Genomic DNA, 17,852 nt, shown 5'->3' with positions numbered 1-17,852 from the left:
CTGGATTGTATTCATCCGAAAGGATGTACTAATTCGCCAACCGGTTGATAGTTAATTACGTTTGACGATTATGTCTGATAAGATCGTAAACTACTACAGGATTGAAAAAGCGATCAGCTATTTATCCGAAAGCTTTACGGAGCAACCGGACCTGGATACGATCGCCGGAAAGGTGAACATGAGTCCCTTCCATTTTCAAAGGGTCTTTACGGATTGGGTGGGCATCAGTCCCAAGAAATTTCTGCAGTATCTCACGCTTGATTATTTGAAGCATAAGATCAAGGAGACTGAAAACATGATCTATGCCGCGGAGCTGGCCGGTCTCTCCAGCCAATCGAGGGTGCATGATCTGTTTGTGAAGATAGAAGGTGTGAGTCCGCAGCAGTACAAGAGCGAGGGAAGAGACCTCGAGATCTTTTACGGGTATCATGCTTCACCTTTCGGGATGTGTTTCATAGCGGTTTCATCAAAAGGCATATGCGCCCTGAAGTTCATCGATGAGGAAAAAAGCAGGGACGAGTTTGAGCTGTTCGCCAGGCAATGGAAGCTGGCGAAGCTGGTACACAAACCCAGTTACACGCAAGGTTATATCCACCGCATCTTTGCCAGCGGGCCGGCTCAGGCAGGTGATGCTGCCCACGACAGCCTGCAACTATTGGTGAGAGGAACCGATTTTCAAATAAAAGTTTGGGAAGCACTGGTGAAGATACCTTTCGGCTCACTGGCTTCTTTTCAGCAGATCGCCGAGATCATCGGGCAGCCTCATGCTACAAGGGCTGTTGGCTCAGCTGTTGCCGCCAATACCATTCTTTACCTGATCCCCTGTCATCGCATCATCACCAAAGAAGGCTCGTTGGGCAACTATCATTTTGGCAAAGTGCGCAAGCTTGCCATGATCGGTTGGGAAGGAGCCAACATCAGCAAGAACTGGATTGCCGGCTGACGATTCCCGCCACACCTTGCATCAACATAATTCAACAATATGAAAGCGCTCATCGTCATTGATGCACAAAATGAATTCTCCGATAACGGAAAAAGACCTGTACCCAATTATCTTTCAGCGATAGAGGCCATTAAAAAACATGTGAGCGAGGCGCGCGTGGCAAAAACCCCGATCGCCTGGGTGCGGCATTTTAACAAGCCAGAAGAATCACTTGCTTTTGTTCCCGGCACCTGGGGCGCGTCATTCTATGAGGGCCTGGGTCCATTGCCTGAGAATGACCTCGAGAAGGAATTTCACAAAAATGTCTATGGTGCTTTTACCGGTTCGGACATTGGCAACTGGCTCAGCGCTTTCGGCACTGACGCTGTGCTCATCGTTGGCTTCTATACACATGGGTGCGTTTCCACCACGGCGCGCGAAGCCATTATGCGTGATCTTCATGTTTCACTGGACCCGCATGCTACCGGTGCCTGTGCTATCATGCACGCTTCGCTGGGCGCATTGACGGTAGAAGAAGTTCGCTTAAGTGCCTTGCTGCAACTCATGAACATGGGCGCAACCATTATATGAGGCGAGCTCGGCTCACGCTTTAACTACTCATTCTTCAGCACCTCCGCCGGGTTGGCGTTGGCCGCGGAAAATGACTGGAAGCCAACGGTGAAGGCTGCGATCGACATGGCCGTGACACCTGCGGCCATAAACACCCAGATATTGATCGGTGTTCTGTAAGCGAAGTTGCTGAGCCAGTAGTCCGTTGCCAGGTATGCAAGTGGTGTTGAGATCACAATGCTCAGTGCCACAAGCTTGGTGAATTCTGACGAGAACAGGAACACCAGCTGACGAACGCTGGCGCCATGCAGCTTCCGGATGCCCAGCTCCTTCTTTCGCTGATCGGCGGAGAATGCAGCCAGTCCGAATAACCCCAGGCAGGCAATAACGATCGCCAGCACGGTAAACAGGTTCAGGATGACGCTCATCTTTCGCTCTTCACGGAAAGTGTTGTCGAACTCTTCATCCATAAAACTGTACTGGAACGTGACGGCGGGATCTACCTTCGCGACCTCTGCCTTGACTCCGTCGATGATCCGCTGAAGCTCGTCTCCGCTGCTGACCGAGCCAGGGTTGAGCCGCATGGACAGGTACGAAGGAAAACCTGCGCCGTAGCTCCAGTGTTTGTCATTGTCATTGCGCATGATCAGCAAGGGCCCGATCTTTTGCTTCACACTGTTGAAGTTAAAGTCTTTGACCACACCGATGATCTGGAGCTTCTCTTCCGAGCCGAACGACTGCACAACGGATTTTCCCAATGGCGAATTCTCGCGCCATGTTTCTTTCGATCCGTAGCCCAGAACCTTGGCAGCTTCTTCGTTGATGATAATATTGTATTTGTCCGCGGCGTTGGCAGGATCAAAGTTCCGGCCGATGATAAACTCCGCCTGGAGCAACGGCAGGTAATTTTCGTCACAGCGCATGTAGTGGAGATCTACCACGGGTTGATTCGGACCTTCTGCCCTGTAACGGTCGCCCGTCCAGACGTTGGGTGGCAGGAAACCCGATTTGGCTACCACTGTGAAGGCGGGATTGTTTTCGAGCCTTGCCTTCAGCACGTCAGCGCCTTCACCCAACTGATGCATGTTGTAAAGCTGCAGCACGTGGTCTTTGGTGATGCCTACATCTATGGTGCGCGTGTAGTTCAGCTGTTTCTGAACGAAGAAAGTGCAAATGATCAGCGCGATGGAGACCGTGAACTGAAACACCACCAGGCCATTGCGGATGCCGGTGCCTTTGAAGCCAGCCCTTAGTTTTCCTTTCAGGGTTTCTGCGGGTTTGAACGCCGACAGGTACAAGGCCGGATAACTTCCCGCGGCAAGCCCAACGATCAATATAAAAGCGATGATGACCCCGAGAAAATACGGACTGGTAAAATGTGGCAGCAACACTAATTGTTTTTCAGCCAGGGTATTAAAAGCATTCAACGAAAGTTGTACAATGGCCAATGCCGCCACCGTGCCCACCGTCACAAACAAAACCGATTCGACGATGAACTGCCGCACCAGTGTATTTTTTTCCGAGCCCAGCACTTTTCTCACACCAACTTCTTTGGCCCTGTTGCTCGATCGTGCCGTGGAAAGGTTCATGAAGTTAATGGACGACAGCAAGAGCACGAGCACGCCAATAGCACCGAAGATCATCACAAACTCCGGGTTGCCTGAAGGACCAAACCGGTTGAAGGTTGGCGACTTCGCCAGGTAGATATCCCGTAAGGGCTGGAGATAAATTGTCCATGGCTGGCCTTTTGTGAATTGCTCGAATGTTTGATTGAAGACTCCCTGCGTTGTTGGCTCAGCCCACTTGGGAGGAAGCGCCTGAAGTTTCTTTGTCAGCGCCGCCACATCCGTTCCTTCCTTCACCATTCCGTAGGTGCCGAAAATGGTCCAGATCCAGGTTGACCGGCCACTATCGAATCCTGTAACAGAAGCCAGTGAGCCGAGCATATCGAACTGCAGGTGTGATTGCGCGGGAACATCGGCAAGCACGCCGGTAACCGTGAAGAGTGCATTTGTACCGGTTGGGGATTTAACATCGATCAGCTTACCCATGGGGTCGGCATCACCAAAGTACCGTTTGGCCGTTGAAGCGGTGATCACCATGCTGTTGGCTTCTTTCAACGCGGTGTTGGGATCGCCCTTCAGGAACGGGAAGGTGAACACCTTGAAGAAATTGTCTTCGGCCATAAAGTATTTCGCCTCATTGAAGTGCTTTGCCTGATCGTCAATGGTCACGCTCATCAGCTGTTCATCTGCAAACATAATTCTTGTCACCTCTTCGAAGTCGGGTATCTCGGCTCTGATCGCCTCGGTGATGCCAGGGCCCATACAGGAGAGCTGCTCGTTCCAGTCGCCCCAGATCATGGGTTGATTGATCCGGTAGATCCGGTCGCCATTGACGTGAAAAGAATCGTAAGTGCTTTCCTCGTAAACATACAGTCCGATGGCCAGGCAGGTGGCGATGCCCAACGTGAGGCCTAGCAGGTTAAGAATGGTGAATTGCTTTTGACGCACCGCGCTACGCCAGGCGATCTTGATCATGTTGCCGATAAACATAGAATGACTTTGTTGTTTTTCCGTTGACGAGAAGCCGAAGATCAGATGGATGCTATCGACCCAATACATTGCTTCGGCGATGAATTTTCCCCTTGCCAGGCGATCTTCATACATTTCATCGAGGTCGCCCAGAAACTCCTCGACGTATGCGCGGCCCACCCACCGTTCAATCAGTGTGCCGGCCAATCTGCGTGCGAATGATCTTTGGTTGCTCATGACCCAGGTTTGAGTTGCGGGATCAGGCTCCACATTTTTTGCCGTACCTCCTGCGACGCCCGCAGCTGTACCATTCCTTTTTTAGTGATCCGGAAGAGTCGCTTCCGCCGGTCTCCTCTCTTTTCAGAGCTGCCGCCAAGCTCTGATTCCAGCAGACCCTTGTCTTGCAGGCGGTAGAGCGTAATGTGCACGGCACCCAATAATATAGAGCGGCCCGTGTGGCGTTCCACTTCCTTTTTTACTGAAATGCCGTATCCATCACCTTCCAGGATCCAGACCGCCAATAGAATAAGCTCTTCCAATTCTCCAATAACCCGGCTCATTTTTCATTATTTAAGACGAATATACAAAATTATAAGTAATATATATACAAAATTGTAAGTAATAGAGCATTCGAGAGGCTCTTGCCCGGAGTTACAGGCCGGCGTGCATGGCAGGCAAAATGCCTGGAACGGGAAAAATACGGTATGCACAAGGGGAATTTTACGCTAACCAGGGTTAACATAGACTGACATCTTTGTTCATGATTTGCGCCCATCCGGTGGCCGCAGAGGCAAAACAAAAATTCAATCCTAACCAACACCCCTATGGATGATCTTATTATTAAAGTACCACTCACCGCTCAGCAGACAAAAAAAATCCTTGTGCTGCTAAGAGCCTCCGCTACGGCAGAGGAGGACGTTATCATCAATTCCCTTGCAAACGCTCTTCGCGCCGAGGAAATGCGCAATGAAATATTGGACAAGGTCAGGCGCGTATTGATGGGCATAAAGCCGAAGATCACCGACCCCTCCGCGATCCTGGAAAGGCACTACCTCATCGCCAACATCGGCCTGTCATCAGACCAGGTCAGGTATGTGCTGCCTGAAAAGTTCAACGGCATCCTTGCTTCTTATAAGGATCCTGACAGGGTATCAGGGTCTGAGTGTGGCAAGTGCCAGACGGTTAAAGATTGTGTAGACCTAATCCATGGAAAACTATGAAAAATGCTGTACACCTCATTGCGGCGGTCTTCATCCTGGCATCTGCAGGTACCATTCAAGGTCAGGTAGCCGTAAAGTTGCGGAAGACCATATTTGAAAACACAAAAGAAGCCGAAAAACCAGCCAGCGTCACAGCCACTTTTCCAGAAGAAAAGGATGAGTTTATTGCCATCCATGCGGCACTGGGTATCGGAATAGAAAATCAGACCACCACATTTATGCCCATGGTGGAGTGGCACTACAACAATATCATAGACAAACCACAGAATAACGTAAAGGCCGGACTGATGATCAACGGCGGACGTTTCCTGAACGCAATTGTCGTTGACGCAGCAACAACCTGGAATAATGACAGGATCAAGGAGGAGGAAAAACTACAGGGCATGCTCACGGTCTTTCCCGTGCTGGCAACCAATGTCATCGGAGGTCTGACACCCAATACGTGGCACGCTCCCGGAGCAACAGGTGGCATCATTTCGAATGGCGATTCCCGGTATTTCTGGAAACCCAGCATAGGCTTCAATTATGACAGGATCTATCAAGCGTCGCCGGAAAGTAAAAACGGGAACATTGCCCGGTACGCCCTGATGGTGGTGTTTGAAGCTAACTTCCTCCAGCATCAGTACGCTGTCAATATATCAGGCACCCAGCAGAACGTAAGCTATTCGTTGCTTGGCACCAGCATTTCGTTCCAGTATCTCAAAGATTTCCATAACAACATCGAGGAAAAAACAGATCACCCCCTGCTAAACGCTACGATCTATGTGAACCTCTCCAAAGACCGTGAAGCCACCTCAAGGCTGGGGGTTGATTTTGTTCGCGGGCGCGACCCACTGACGGGCCTTGCGTGGCAGCAATACTACGCCGTGTCGTTCAAAATTAAAATATAGCAGTTTCAACAAGCTGGTTGCCAGCCTGCATAAATGCACCGGCACCGTCAAAAGTACACAACCTTATCCATAAAGACTATGAGCAAAATTAAATCCAACAACAAGAACATGAAGACGCTCGATCAGGTACTTGAGCTGCAAGAGATCATGGCACGTCTTGCTGTCAGGGACCACCTTCCCACAGAGCCCAGCACTCCCTTTCCACGCTTCGCACCAGAGCCTTCGCCGGAACAGAAAGGTATGGGATGGCTGCGTGAGCTTCCGGACTGCCGCGATTTCAGCATCCACACCAACATCGAAGAAGTGAGCGCCAACAGGCGATCCAGGGGCGTGAAGCGATCTATCAGGGACATGGCAAACCAGATGGGCATCCTCAAAGATCCGCAGCTTCCATCTTCAGTCAACCTCGCCGCATGGTTCCCCCCGGTAGAAGATCAGGGAGCGCTGGGCTCATGCACTGCCAACGCAGGCGTGGGCATCCTGGAATATTTTGAACGAAAGGCATTCGGCACACATCTCGACGCCTCGCGCCTTTTCTTATATAAAGCTACGCGCAACCTTCTTAACTGGACCGGCGACACCGGTGCCTACCTGCGCACCACCATGGAAGCGCTTACCGTTTTTGGCGTATGCCCCGAACGGTACTGGCCTTACCGCATCAATAACTTTGATACCGAACCTTTGGCATTCTGTTATTCATTTGCCCAAAATTATCAATCCATCAGCTATTTCAGGCACGATGCACAAGGTGTGACTCCCGAAGCATTACTTCAGAGCATTAAAACGTGGCTTGCCGCGGGGGTACCGGCCATGTTCGGGTTCACTTGTTATTCATCCATCGATCAGAGCAACGCAGACGGAAAGATCCCTTACCCTGTTCAGGGTGAAACGATCGTGGGCGGCCATGCTGTAGTAGCGGCAGGCTATGACGATACTGTTACCATCGTGAACAGGAACAATGGGTATACCACCACGGGCGCGTTGCTGATCCGCAACTCATGGGGTACTGGATGGGGCAACAAAGGTTATGGTTGGATCCCCTATGAATATGTGCTACGCCAGCTGGCGGTAGACTGGTGGTCGCTTCTGAAAGCGGAGTGGATAGATACCGGAGAATTTGAGATCTGATCTTATAAACCCCTTAGCAGTTTAAAGCCGGTGCGGGGATGGGCTTGTAGGTTAGCCTGTTCCCCTTCCCGGTTTGCCCATACAGGCGCTGATACATCAGTTCACTTAAAATCAACATTATGGCCATTCAAAAATTCGAATGCAAGTCGTGCAAGGCAGACGTGATCTATGATCCAGGAGAAGGTGTGATCGTAATACCCTTCCTGAAAAAGGTCGGCAACTCCATCTCCATGACAAAATCAGAAATGGAAATGCACAATATATCCACCATTACCTTGAAAAAGGTTTACCTGAAGTGTACCGGAAATCCCCAGCACGAGCATATCTATTACGTAAACGAGCTGTCATGAGCACCCCTAAAGACGATGAATACTGGTTCGAGCTGGGAGCCGGGCTGGTATCTGGCGCCATCACAAAACTAGAGACCACCGCAACCCAGCTGAAAGACCTGAGCGTCTGGCTCTGGGGGATCTATGCTGCGGCCACCATTACCACTTCCGTTTTTGTTCACCTCACGTGTTGGCACTGGCTTTTTTTTGCGTTACCCTATCTGCTGTTGATCGCGTCGCATGTATACGCCTCCAATGCGCTTTTCCCCGAGAACATTGAATTTGACTACAAGGCACCGGGCAGCATCAAAACAACCTATGTAGCGGCGCTCGCGAGTAAAAAGAAAAACCTGGATGTGGCTCGTACAATCATCAGCGCAACGGCAGCTTACGTGGCCATCGTGCTGATCGCATCGTTTATCTATTCAAACTACCACGCGCCGCGCACCGATAGCTTTGACGGGCTGCTGGTAAAAAATAAACGCGGAGCAACACTCGTTATCACCGGTAACATTGGCAAGAATAAAGCCATCGTGCTGAAGGTACAATCGTTCAAAGAGCATAAGACAAAAGCTGCGGCTGCGGATACACTATATATGCTTACAGGCAACGACGGTTATTTCTCCACCTCCATAAAAGTAGACTCCCTGGCCGCATCGCATGCCGCCACCGTTGAATGGAAAGAAGAAGAATACAAAAAGATGCTGGTGAAGGAATTCAAACAATAACATCGTGCGCTACCAGGGCGTTATCACAGCAACCTTTGTTGTTATCCCTTCCCTGACAACTCGATCGTTGTGCCTTTTCCGGGAATTGAAATAATATCGCATTTGAACGCGATCTGTCCCGCCCTGTAACGGATGCTGGCGAGCCCTTTACCGGGCACTAACGTTCCTATGTTGAAACCTCTTCCGTCATCTTCCACTTTGAGTGTAAGAAGGTTTTTTGTTTGAATAAGTGTTACACGAATATTCTGGCAGGCGGCGTATTTGATGGCATTGTTCACCGATTCCTTGGCAATCAGCAGCAGGTTCCGCTTCGCCTTTTTGGAGACCAGCATGCCCGAAGCAGCATCTACTGAAGTAACGAGGTTGATGCTATTGACCATACATACAGGCAGCGCAAATTTTTTGATGCGCTCCATCAGCTCGTAGAGGGAGTCCTGGTCGTCATCAAGCACCCAGATCATATCCCGGAGGCTGACGGTAGCCGTTGAAACAGAACTTTCGATCTGAAGAACATGCTCTTTATTGTCCGCATCATGCTGGGCAAGGTGTGCAAAGATCTTCAGCGAGTTCAATGTGCTGCCAATATCATCGTGCAGGTCATTGGCTATTTCCCTCCTGATCTGTTGTTGTTTTTTTATCTGGCCGATCCGGTATAACTGAATACCGTAGATGACCAGCCCTCCTGACAACAGCAGGAGCAACCTGAACCATATTGTCTGATACCACTTTGGCAGGTAGGTCATGGTCAGCTCCAACGGCTCGGTGCGTATGCCTTCTTCGTTCGAAGCCCTGACCTGGAACCTGTACGTTCCGGGGCGCAAGCCGATGAGGTTCACAAAATCCTGGTTGCCGATGTCGATCCATTCGTCGCCCAGCTCATCGATCCTGTATTGGTAACTAACCCGCCGCGGATTCCGGTAATTGAGCGCGCTAAAGTTGAGCGTTGTTTGCAGCACGTTGTTCGGCACAACGATCTCGCGGATTGCCAGGTTGCAGGTGTCTACCGCTCCGGCCTGCGTTTCGATCCTGATGTTTTGCATGTATAAAGCAGGCGCGCTTCTGTTCACCGACAAATATACCGGGTCAATGATGGTAAATCCGTCAGCGCCGCCGGCATAGATCTTCCCGTTCAGTGTATAGCCGCAAAGCTGCTCAAACGCGCTTCCATGCAATCCATCGGCTTTGAAATATTTATCGACATCATAGTTGCCGGTGTTGATGATCGATAAGCCGTTGTTAGATGTTGCAATCACAGACCGGTCGTTGTAATTGAACACCCGGTATATACAATTGTTACTCAGCCCCTGCTTCACAGTGATGAAACCTTTTGGATTGAGGTCTTTATCAGTTTCAACCAGTCCGGCGCCATAGGTTGCAAACCAATAGCTTCTATCAGTTTCACACATGTCCATCAGGTTAAAATTCTCCTTTGATGACGGGCTACCGATCTTATGAACACTATGCACGCCTGTGACAGGATTGAAACGCACAACCGATTTTTCGGTGAGCACAAATACATCGGGGCCGGCGCCCCTGAACAGGTAATTGATGATGCTCAGACCGGGAATGGCATGGCGGGCAGAGTCGCCATGAAAGGTTGTAAGCAAACGCGACTGACTATTCCATACATAAAGGCCTTTCTGAATAGCGCTGGCAAAAAGAATGAGTGAGTCGTTGTACTGCAGGCCGCTGCTGAGGAGATCGCTTTCAAGACGGTGCAATTCCGGGAAGACCTTGTGCGCTGCAATAAGCTTTTTGTTGCGGACCAGGTGAAGACCGCTCAGGTTGGAAAGGAAGATGTTTTTAGCAGCGTCTCCGAATAGCATAAAGTTTCCGCTGCTGGTATCCATGCGCACGATCTCGCGCGTATGGGTATCAATCCAATAAACACCGTTCTCGTCGCCGGCGTATACTTCACGGTCTGAGACTGGCAAGACACCATACAGATGTTTGATCTTTGTACTGCTGACGCGTGATTTTGAAAAAGCCTGAAAAGCGCTTTCCTCAAGTGTAAATGCGCTGAGGCCCGATTGAGACCCTGCCCAAATCTTTCCTGACAACGAATCATAGTGCATCTGGAATACTGACCGCAGCCCCGTATTGTCAGGGTTCTCATCCTCGATCTCCGTGATCTTTTTTACACCCGTGTCAAAAGAATATACGCGCGACGGGGTTGAGAAGAGCAACGTAGACGGCCCGGTAAATACAAGGGCCCGGATCTCGGGCTGGTGAGAAAGGCCGGGCATATTCCCTTTTGTAAAGAACGGGGCGTTGTTTTTTTTTCCACTATTGAAAACAAACAGGCCGCGGCTTGTTGCAGTATAAACGGCATCGCCGTTGACAATCGCCTCACGGAAGAGTAATTTCTGCTGAGTGGGGCTGGAAAACTGCGCTTCATTGAAAGACCTGACCGGCTTCAGGTCTTCACCAATCACCACCACACCATAGCCCTCGCTGAACAACCACATCCTGTTGCTGTTGTCACGAACCATTTTTGCAATGTTGCATTCTCCCTGCGCGGCCATGGTCTGCAGCAACGGGCCTGTATCGAGGAACCTGTCTTCCTCCACGTTGTAGGCCGATATGGTGTTGAGGCCGCAGATCCATAGAATGTCGCCCTGTAACTGCAGGCATCGGATCCATTTCTCTGAAAATTTTTTCCCTTCGCCATCGTGTGAGATCTTTTTTTCAACGATCCGGGTGGCAAGGTTGATCGCACAGACGTCGCCATAAGACGTGACCACCCACAGCAGCGATCGCTTCCTGTCTTCCACAAGGTCGCCAATAAAACTACCGCCAATGTTGTGCTTTTCGACCGATTCACCCGAGAAGATCCGGAACCGGATACCATCAAACAGGTTAAGTCCTTCCTGGGTGCCTACCCAAAGAAAACCATATTTGTCCTGGACGATTTTTGTAACATAGTAACTGCTCAAGCCCTCGTTTTGTGTATATTGAATTACTCTTACCGTCCTAAGGGGCTGCCCTAATATGGCCGATGTGCAGAAGACCAGGCACCCGATAGCGATATAGTTCAGGTTTTTTTCCAATCAACATTAAAATAAAAAATAACCCACACAATGGAAAAGGAATGGACAGTTTTCTATCTGATCAAGGCTGTCGACACCGACACGATGAGACCCCTGGTGCAGATGCTGCGCAAGCTTACAACCGTAGTTCTACCTGACAACATTGCTATTGTATTCTGCATCAATTTCTTCAAAGGTAATCTCGAGGCTATCCTGCAAACGAATCCTGATCTTGTTATCCCTGACCGGGACATGAAGAACTTCACAACCTATTTTTTTGAGCTGGTAAACATCGGGCGCACCAGCGCGATCAAGATCATTGAAGAAAGGCCGGGGCTCCTGGTCACAGAACCTGACGACCTGCAAAATTTTCTCGTCCTGAAAACTTTATCAAAGTATCAGGCCAATCGCTACCTCCTGTTTACCTGGGACCATGGCAATGGGTTCGGAATATTCTCCGGTGCGACGGGACCGACGGAAATAATAAAGTCCAACGTCAACGTGCCTGTGCTTACCATGGAAGAGCTTAGCCAGGCGCTTTCGCGGACCATGGGAGAAAGAAAAATCGACCTGATGATCATGATGAACTGCCTGATGCAGGTGTTCAATACAGGGTACACGCTGCGCCACAACGTGGAGTACCTGATCGCTCCACAGACATTGCTTGGTTTTGAAGACTATGATTATCAGAAGCTATTCCAAAAGCTGGTAGATGACCCGGGCATTCCGGCCGATGCACTGGCGCTCTATGTCATACAGTGTTTTACAGACAACGAAAATACCCGCGGTCCCTTTCCTGTACGCCTGAACATGCGGGCGGTGTCGGCCTGTAATCTCAATCATTTTGATAAGCTGGGGGTATTGCTGGCACAGCTGACCGTGAAACTGACGCACAGGCTTCCCACCATTTTTTGCGAGCTGCGGAGGTCTTTCTTTCAGTCACAAGGTGTGTACTTGAAACCAAAGCTGGTGGACCTGTTCTCACTCCTGAACAACCTGCAAACTACCGAGCAGGATGAGCGCCAATGGATAGACGAAATGCTTGCGCTGGAGAAACAATGTGTGCCCCGGCTCTTCCGTGGTAAGGGACTTCCTAAGAGCGCTCCACGCCTGACCTATCATGGCATCTCAATCTCCAGCCCGATAGAAGTGCCGGTTGCAAGGTATAGCCTGATACAGAAGATCATGCGTTTTTTTCCGCGGCAACCACAAAAAGATATGTTATTAACTTATGAAGCCACCGATGCCTGGAGCACGCTTGTAAAACAAATGGAATCAATGGAATCGGCGGGTGCGGCCAAGAACTGCCCATAAGCACCCGCCGAGCCTGCTTAAGCCACCTTGCGGCGTTTGAGGAGAGTCATGACCCCAAAACTGGTGTATGGAAGCTTAGGGTCGATGTCTGCGCGGATGGTCAACGTCGAGTCACCGGTGATATTCTTAAGGTCGTTCTTTCTGATCTCGACCTCACAGACGCCACCTTTAAGGTGATTGTACGCCGGGTCGATTGAACTCCGGCAATTCTCTGTGATGTTGTCGTTTGCCAACGCCTCCTGAATTTCATCTCCGGAATTTTCTCCGGGATACGGCTGGGATTTTTTTATCTTCACCCTGAGAACGAGAAACAGGTCATTACCCTCCTCGCTGAAGGTGAGACTGTTGGTTGCATGGGCCTCGCAAAGGCCTTTGTTGAGATCAAAGCGTACTGCCATAGTAATAGGGGTTTTAAGGTTGAGAAAATTATTTTAATTCAAACAGTAACGATCTTTCTCCTGATAGCTTCCATGGCCATTCCCACGCGGCTTTGCACGTTGAATTTTTCAAATAAAGCTTCACGATAACCATCGATGGTGCGCTCCGCCAGACTCATTTCAGCCGCGATCTGCTTGTACGTGCGGTCGCTGCACGCCAGCTTCAGGAACGTAAGCTCCCTGTCACTCAATTTCACATGCTCTGCCGAATGCCCGTGCAAGAGAAGCCGCCGGTAGCGGATGTTGGCCACGTCGGCATTGTAAAAGCCTTTCTGATGTACCTCTTCCAAAGCCTTCTCCAACTCATTGGGATGGATATCTTTCAGCAGGTAGGCGCAACAGCCCGCTTTCAGCATATTGATCACCGTGGTATCATCATCTTTCATTGATAGCGCAACGATCTTGATACTGGGATACCGTTCGGCAATCAACCTGGCCGCGCCGATGCCGTCCATTACTGGCATATTCACATCCAGCAAAATAATATCAGGCTGGTGCTGCGCGCTGTTCAACCGCTCCAGCAAATGCTCGCCATTCAACGCATCGACCACTGTCTCAAAATTCCTGAAACGATCGATGAGCTCGCCCAACGACTTAACAAATAGCTGCTGATCGTCAGCAATACCGATTTTTACTTTCATATATGTGATTCAGTACCCAATGCCGTAAGCCAATGTGTTGTTGCATTACCTAATATAAATATCTGTTTGCTGATACAATATTATAGGCATTTGAATTTTATTGTAACGGGATTTTCCCCCTTTTATCACCGTATGCGCCCCGGGGGAATTTCTCCGCTGAACATCACGATATGTCTTCAAAAAGATCCTCGGGCACAGGAATGCTGCCGCAGCTTTTTCGGCATATTATTCACGGAAAGTCGCCAGTAAAACAACCCAAAGAACCTTACTTCATGTATGTAAATCACCATGAAAGCGTTTTTTACGTCTGTAATAATGGCGTATCTTCACCGTCAAACCAATATGACCATCGGAACATGAGAAACCTCTTTTACGCATTCCTTTTATTGTTATCTCCCGCATTGCAGGCCCAGGTGACCCAATTCGGCAGCTTCAAGATCTCGGATGGCGAAGTCATTTATCAGAAGGTATTCAATGAAGACTCCATCACGGTTGATAAAATGGTTAAATTCCTCAAGACCGTGCCCACCATCGGCAACATTCAACCCGGCGACGGAACAGTTACCGCAGACCTTCTCTTCATGACAATCGATTTTAAAAAACTCAAAGTGGCGTCAGCGACGACACCCACCATCATGCAAACCGGAAACTTTACAGGTCAGCTGATCTTCGAGATCAAATCCGGGAAATACAGGGCCAGCCTGCGGAACATCAAAATGAAAGGGGACACCGGCACCAAGAAAATTACTGAACCTGAAAACATGACCGGATGGTGTACCACCGATAATGGCACTGCCCTGCAACCGGCATGGTGTAAGCCTACTTGCCTGGGTGTATTAGAACAACAGATCAGCGACAGGATAAAATATAAGAAGACCGATACCGACTGGGAGTAATGGTCTTTCCTAGTGATTATCTACTTAGCCGGTACGACTGCTTTCATTGGAAAGTACTCGTACCGGTTAATTTTTGCTGCCGGGTCATTGGTTATAAAGTCCTTTACTTCCTGTTCACTGTCCACGGCAATAATTCCCAGACCATAAACTTCTTTCGGGTCCAACACCGGGCCAAACGCCACCACCTTGCCTTTGTTCATAAGGTCAGTCCAGTAGCCCACATGTTTCATCATAATGGCCCGTTCTTCATCGGTCATTGTTTGGGCAAAGTCGGGCCGTGAAGGAAGGAGGTATAGTGCGAAATATTTTTTATCCATTTTATTATTTCTTTAATCGGTGTCTGCCTAGTGAAATGACAATACTGCCAGCACTACAATGGTGAAGCCCACAAAAAAATTAAGCATGCCAAACGGTTTGAGCCTGGCGAGCATGGCCGGGTTGTTCTGTCGTTGCGCTTTTTTGGCGATGACGGTGATGATGGAAACCAGTATCACGAGAAGTGTTACAAAACACAGCTTGGCAATCAGCGTGGGCATGTGTCCCAGTATTTTCCAAAATGGTGTGATGAGATAAAATCCTGAGATCAGCAGCAACCCAAGACCTATGTGGCCCATGCGGATCAGTACCAGGGTTCTGAACATAAAGGGGCCACGTTCGGCAGGTTCAAGCTTGGCGGCAGCCATACTCAGAAAGAGGTTGGCGAAGCCCGTACCCAAGGCCATCGACAAACCAATAAAGTGAACCATCAGCATGAGATCTCGCATAGTGTTAGTTTAGGGGTTAAAATTATAGTGTTAAAGATATCAGTTTCCACTTTAAAAAGCCTTCTGCCCGCTAAAACTACTCCGCAGCTCAAAATTACACAACTAATTTATTTAGTTTTTATAAACTAACAATATTAGTTAAACATACTATATTTGTAAAAATAATTCAAGACCCAATGGATTATCGGAAGGGAATGGAACAATGGCTGCGCTGGTTTCAAATAAGGTGGATATGCGTTCACAACTGCAAAATGAAATCCTTCTTTTGCAGGGCTTCAGGCCATTGAACAGCGCGGCCGTAGATCTGGGACTCGGACCTGTGAAAGATGCTTTTCCGAATGCTTCATTTCCATTGGGCGCTGTACATGAGTTTTTATCACCCACAGCTGAAAATGCTGCTGTTACCAGCGGTTTTATTGCAGGCCTGCTTGCTCCTTTGATGCGCAGCGGCGGAACGTCGCTCTGGATCAGTACTTCCCGAACGCTCTTTCCGCCTGCTTTAAAAAATTTTGGTATAGCGCCTGACCAGTTCATATTCATCGATGTAAAAAGAGAGAAAGATGCTTTGTGGGCGATGGATGAAGCGCTGAAATGTGGCGCGCTGGCAGCGGTGGTGGGTGAAGTGCATGATCTAAGCTTCACGGCATCGCGGCGGCTTCAGCTGGCCGTTGAGCAGAGCCGGGCAACAGGTTTTGTTCTGAGGCGCGGTGCAGGCAACGTAGGCACTACAGCCTGTGTCACGCGCTGGAAGATCACCTCCCTTGCCAGTGAGCCCATTGACGATCTGCCCGGTGTTGGTTTTCCGCACTGGCAGGTTGAGCTGCTGCGCGTCAGGAACGGCAGGCCTGGTGCCTGGAACCTCATGTGGGAGCGCGGAGCATTCAGGCCTGTTTACAAGCTGCCTCCTTTCTTCCACGAACAGAAAAAGAAAGCAGGATGATGATGTATGCGGCGCTTTGTTTCGATATGGTTCCGTCACCTGGCTACGGACTGGTTCACCCTCCGCCGGCCTCAGCTTCGTGTGATGCCTTTTGTACTGCGCGCGCCTGTGCAAGGAAGAATGATGGTTATGGCTGCCAATGCCTGTGCCCAGATCAAAGGTGTGCACGCAGGCATGGCGTTGGCTGATGCGAGAGCTTTTGTTCCCGACCTGGAAGTGCTTGACGACATGCCGGACCTTGCCGGTAAATTACTCAAACGCCTTGCTGAATGGTGCATCCGGTTCACACCCCTCGCTGCAGTTGATCTCCCCGATGGCCTTCTGCTGGATGTTACAGGATGCGCGCACCTTTGGGGCGGAGATGCACCTTATCTCGCCGATATCGTCAGGCGATTGAACATACGCGGCTACGATGTTCGTGCGGCAATAGCCGATACACCGGGAGCCGCGTGGGCTGTGGCGCGTTTTGGAAAAGAACCGCTTGTGATTGACAGTGGCCGGCATATTGAAGCGGTGCTGCCCTTGCCACCCGAGGCACTGCGCCTGGAGGCGGAAGTTGTTGAACGTTTACACAAGCTCGGGCTTCGGCGCATCAACCAGTTTATTCAAATGCCACGCGCCTCGCTCAGGCGTCGTTTCGGCCAACACTTCATTATGCGCCTGGATCAGGCTCTCGGCCATGAAGAAGAACCGATCCAGCCCGTGCAGCCCCTGGAGCCTTACCAGGAACGGTTGCCTTGCCTCGAGCCGGTGACTACGGCAACAGCAATAGAAATAGCCTTGCAGCAATTGCTCGAAACATTATGCCTGCGGCTGCGCAATGAATACAAGGGACTGCGTGCAGCAGTCTTCAAAGGTTATCGTGTAGATGGAAAAGTAGTGCAGGCAGACATCGCCACCAGTCGCCCCTCGCATAATGTGAAGCATCTTTTCAAATTGTTCGAGATTAAGCTGCCTACGCTCGAGCCGGCGCTGGGCATTGAGCTGTTCCAGCTGGAAGCGATTAAGGTGGAAGATCACTTTCCACGGCAGGACAAGTTGTGGGAAGGCGGCGGTGGACTGGAAGATGAGCGACTGTCAGAGCTGCTCGATCGATTGGCAGGCAAGATAGGCGCAGAGTCTATCCACCGTTATCTGCCTACGGAACATTACTGGCCCGAGCGATCATTTAAACCCGCTGCATCGCTCCAGGAGAAACCCACCACCATTTGGAGAGACAAGCTTCGCCCGATTCAACTTTTAGCGGTGCCTGAAAAGATCGAGGTTAGCGCCCCGATACCCGATTATCCGCCGATGCTGTTCAGGCATCAGGGAAAGGTGCACAAGATCGTGAAAGCTGATGGCCCCGAACGCATCGAGCAGGAATGGTGGCTGCAGCAAGGTCAGCATCGCGACTATTATCACGTTGAAGATGAAGAAGGGCGCCGGTACTGGCTGTTCCGGCTCGGGCATTACGATGATAAAACATATCAGTGGTTCCTTCACGGATTTTTTTCTTAACGAAGTGAGA

Annotated in this window: 18 protein-coding genes; 11 read left to right on the top strand and 7 right to left on the bottom strand. The window is 50.0% G+C overall.

Annotated features, from left to right (window positions below):
- Window positions 1-70: 70 nt before the first annotated feature.
- The gene (locus tag KK083_RS07410; protein ID WP_254162054.1) at window positions 71-943 is read left to right on the top strand and encodes a bifunctional helix-turn-helix domain-containing protein/methylated-DNA--[protein]-cysteine S-methyltransferase; all 873 of its coding nucleotides are present in this window, start codon (window positions 71-73) and stop codon (window positions 941-943) included.
- A 39-nt stretch (window positions 944-982) separates the two neighbouring features.
- Window positions 983-1,513: a cysteine hydrolase family protein gene (locus KK083_RS07405; protein ID WP_254162052.1), complete on the top strand. Its 531-nt coding sequence runs from the start codon at window positions 983-985 to the stop codon at window positions 1,511-1,513.
- 23 nt (window positions 1,514-1,536) lie between these two features.
- Here the strand turns inward: KK083_RS07405 and KK083_RS07400 are convergent, their stop codons facing one another.
- Together KK083_RS07400 and KK083_RS07395 are read right to left on the bottom strand one after the other, a co-directional pair.
- A complete protein-coding gene (locus KK083_RS07400; RefSeq protein WP_254162050.1) occupies window positions 1,537-4,263 on the bottom strand; it encodes an ABC transporter permease in 2,727 nt (908 codons plus the stop codon).
- The gene (locus KK083_RS07395) at window positions 4,260-4,586 is read right to left on the bottom strand and encodes a PadR family transcriptional regulator (RefSeq protein WP_254162048.1); all 327 of its coding nucleotides are present in this window, start codon (window positions 4,584-4,586) and stop codon (window positions 4,260-4,262) included. The genes KK083_RS07400 and KK083_RS07395 overlap by 4 nt, the downstream gene beginning before the upstream one ends.
- Before the next feature lie 264 nt (window positions 4,587-4,850).
- On the opposite strand from KK083_RS07395, the gene KK083_RS07390 reads away from it, so the two are divergent.
- The 5 genes from KK083_RS07390 (at window position 4,851) to KK083_RS07370 (ending at window position 8,321) form a co-directional block, all read left to right on the top strand.
- The gene (locus tag KK083_RS07390; RefSeq protein ID WP_254162046.1) at window positions 4,851-5,246 is read left to right on the top strand and encodes a hypothetical protein; all 396 of its coding nucleotides are present in this window, start codon (window positions 4,851-4,853) and stop codon (window positions 5,244-5,246) included.
- Window positions 5,243-6,136, top strand: a complete 894-nt coding sequence (locus tag KK083_RS07385; protein ID WP_254162045.1) for a hypothetical protein — start codon at window positions 5,243-5,245, stop codon at window positions 6,134-6,136. Before KK083_RS07390 ends, KK083_RS07385 begins: the two co-directional genes overlap by 4 nt.
- Before the next feature lie 78 nt (window positions 6,137-6,214).
- The gene (locus tag KK083_RS07380; RefSeq protein ID WP_254162043.1) at window positions 6,215-7,264 is read left to right on the top strand and encodes a C1 family peptidase; all 1,050 of its coding nucleotides are present in this window, start codon (window positions 6,215-6,217) and stop codon (window positions 7,262-7,264) included.
- 119 nt (window positions 7,265-7,383) lie between these two features.
- Complete coding sequence (locus tag KK083_RS07375) at window positions 7,384-7,614, top strand: hypothetical protein (RefSeq protein ID WP_254162041.1); 231 nt, start codon at window positions 7,384-7,386, stop codon at window positions 7,612-7,614.
- Window positions 7,611-8,321 (top strand): hypothetical protein, encoded by a 711-nt coding sequence (locus KK083_RS07370; protein ID WP_254162039.1) that lies wholly within the window; start codon window positions 7,611-7,613, stop codon window positions 8,319-8,321. The genes KK083_RS07375 and KK083_RS07370 overlap by 4 nt, the downstream gene beginning before the upstream one ends.
- Before the next feature lie 41 nt (window positions 8,322-8,362).
- Here KK083_RS07370 and KK083_RS07365 read toward each other — a convergent pair whose 3' ends face one another.
- Complete coding sequence (locus KK083_RS07365; protein WP_254162037.1) at window positions 8,363-11,257, bottom strand: sensor histidine kinase; 2,895 nt, start codon at window positions 11,255-11,257, stop codon at window positions 8,363-8,365.
- Between the two features lie 144 nt (window positions 11,258-11,401).
- Between KK083_RS07365 and KK083_RS07360 the strand changes: the two genes are divergently transcribed.
- Complete coding sequence (locus tag KK083_RS07360; protein WP_254162034.1) at window positions 11,402-12,664, top strand: clostripain-related cysteine peptidase; 1,263 nt, start codon at window positions 11,402-11,404, stop codon at window positions 12,662-12,664.
- 17 nt (window positions 12,665-12,681) lie between these two features.
- Here the strand turns inward: KK083_RS07360 and KK083_RS07355 are convergent, their stop codons facing one another.
- Both KK083_RS07355 and KK083_RS07350 read right to left on the bottom strand, forming a co-directional pair.
- Window positions 12,682-13,062: a hypothetical protein gene (locus KK083_RS07355; protein WP_254162032.1), complete on the bottom strand. Its 381-nt coding sequence runs from the start codon at window positions 13,060-13,062 to the stop codon at window positions 12,682-12,684.
- Window positions 13,063-13,100: 38 nt separating this feature from the next.
- A complete protein-coding gene (locus KK083_RS07350) occupies window positions 13,101-13,742 on the bottom strand; it encodes a response regulator transcription factor (protein WP_254162030.1) in 642 nt (213 codons plus the stop codon).
- Window positions 13,743-14,098: 356 nt separating this feature from the next.
- Here KK083_RS07350 and KK083_RS07345 point away from each other — a divergent pair, with 356 nt between their 5' ends.
- A complete protein-coding gene (locus KK083_RS07345; protein ID WP_254162028.1) occupies window positions 14,099-14,638 on the top strand; it encodes a hypothetical protein in 540 nt (179 codons plus the stop codon).
- 20 nt (window positions 14,639-14,658) lie between these two features.
- Here KK083_RS07345 and KK083_RS07340 read toward each other — a convergent pair whose 3' ends face one another.
- Window positions 14,659-14,955, bottom strand: coding sequence for a YciI family protein (locus KK083_RS07340; protein WP_254162026.1), 297 nt, complete (start codon window positions 14,953-14,955; stop codon window positions 14,659-14,661).
- Window positions 14,956-14,982: 27 nt separating this feature from the next.
- Window positions 14,983-15,402, bottom strand: coding sequence for a hypothetical protein (locus KK083_RS07335; RefSeq protein ID WP_254162024.1), 420 nt, complete (start codon window positions 15,400-15,402; stop codon window positions 14,983-14,985).
- A gap of 232 nt (window positions 15,403-15,634) precedes the next feature.
- Here KK083_RS07335 and KK083_RS07330 point away from each other — a divergent pair, with 232 nt between their 5' ends.
- Both KK083_RS07330 and KK083_RS07325 read left to right on the top strand, forming a co-directional pair.
- Window positions 15,635-16,342, top strand: coding sequence for an ImuA family protein (locus KK083_RS07330; protein ID WP_254162022.1), 708 nt, complete (start codon window positions 15,635-15,637; stop codon window positions 16,340-16,342).
- 6 nt (window positions 16,343-16,348) lie between these two features.
- Window positions 16,349-17,842 carry a Y-family DNA polymerase gene (locus KK083_RS07325; protein WP_254162020.1) on the top strand — a complete coding sequence of 498 codons (1,494 nt, stop codon included), beginning with the start codon at window positions 16,349-16,351 and terminating at the stop codon, window positions 17,840-17,842.
- The last annotated feature ends 10 nt before the right edge of the window (window positions 17,843-17,852 follow it).

This window comes from Chryseosolibacter histidinae (genome assembly GCF_018598225.1).
Classification (GTDB): Bacteria; Bacteroidota; Bacteroidia; order Cytophagales; family Cyclobacteriaceae; genus Chryseosolibacter; species Chryseosolibacter histidini.
The sequence above is the reverse complement of the archived record's forward strand: the minus strand, read 5'-3'. Positions and strand labels throughout refer to the sequence as shown.

Excerpts from the sequence above, each read along its gene's own strand:
- KK083_RS07350 (WP_254162030.1), bottom strand. The coding sequence starts at position 13,742 with ATGAAAGTAAAAATCGGTATTGCTGACGATCAGCAGCTATTTGTTAAG.
- KK083_RS07385 (WP_254162045.1), top strand. The coding sequence starts at position 5,243 with ATGAAAAATGCTGTACACCTCATTGCGGCGGTCTTCATCCTGGCATCT.
- KK083_RS07330 (WP_254162022.1), top strand. The coding sequence starts at position 15,635 with ATGCGTTCACAACTGCAAAATGAAATCCTTCTTTTGCAGGGCTTCAGG.
- KK083_RS07360 (WP_254162034.1), top strand. The coding sequence starts at position 11,402 with ATGGAAAAGGAATGGACAGTTTTCTATCTGATCAAGGCTGTCGACACC.
- KK083_RS07345 (WP_254162028.1), top strand. The coding sequence starts at position 14,099 with ATGAGAAACCTCTTTTACGCATTCCTTTTATTGTTATCTCCCGCATTG.
- KK083_RS07390 (WP_254162046.1), top strand. The coding sequence starts at position 4,851 with ATGGATGATCTTATTATTAAAGTACCACTCACCGCTCAGCAGACAAAA.
- KK083_RS07400 (WP_254162050.1), bottom strand. The coding sequence starts at position 4,263 with ATGAGCAACCAAAGATCATTCGCACGCAGATTGGCCGGCACACTGATT.
- KK083_RS07370 (WP_254162039.1), top strand. The coding sequence starts at position 7,611 with ATGAGCACCCCTAAAGACGATGAATACTGGTTCGAGCTGGGAGCCGGG.
- KK083_RS07325 (WP_254162020.1), top strand. The coding sequence starts at position 16,349 with ATGCGGCGCTTTGTTTCGATATGGTTCCGTCACCTGGCTACGGACTGG.
- KK083_RS07395 (WP_254162048.1), bottom strand. The coding sequence starts at position 4,586 with ATGAGCCGGGTTATTGGAGAATTGGAAGAGCTTATTCTATTGGCGGTC.
- KK083_RS07375 (WP_254162041.1), top strand. The coding sequence starts at position 7,384 with ATGGCCATTCAAAAATTCGAATGCAAGTCGTGCAAGGCAGACGTGATC.
- KK083_RS07410 (WP_254162054.1), top strand. The coding sequence starts at position 71 with ATGTCTGATAAGATCGTAAACTACTACAGGATTGAAAAAGCGATCAGC.
- KK083_RS07405 (WP_254162052.1), top strand. The coding sequence starts at position 983 with ATGAAAGCGCTCATCGTCATTGATGCACAAAATGAATTCTCCGATAAC.
- KK083_RS07340 (WP_254162026.1), bottom strand. The coding sequence starts at position 14,955 with ATGGATAAAAAATATTTCGCACTATACCTCCTTCCTTCACGGCCCGAC.
- KK083_RS07335 (WP_254162024.1), bottom strand. The coding sequence starts at position 15,402 with ATGCGAGATCTCATGCTGATGGTTCACTTTATTGGTTTGTCGATGGCC.
- KK083_RS07355 (WP_254162032.1), bottom strand. The coding sequence starts at position 13,062 with ATGGCAGTACGCTTTGATCTCAACAAAGGCCTTTGCGAGGCCCATGCA.
- KK083_RS07380 (WP_254162043.1), top strand. The coding sequence starts at position 6,215 with ATGAGCAAAATTAAATCCAACAACAAGAACATGAAGACGCTCGATCAG.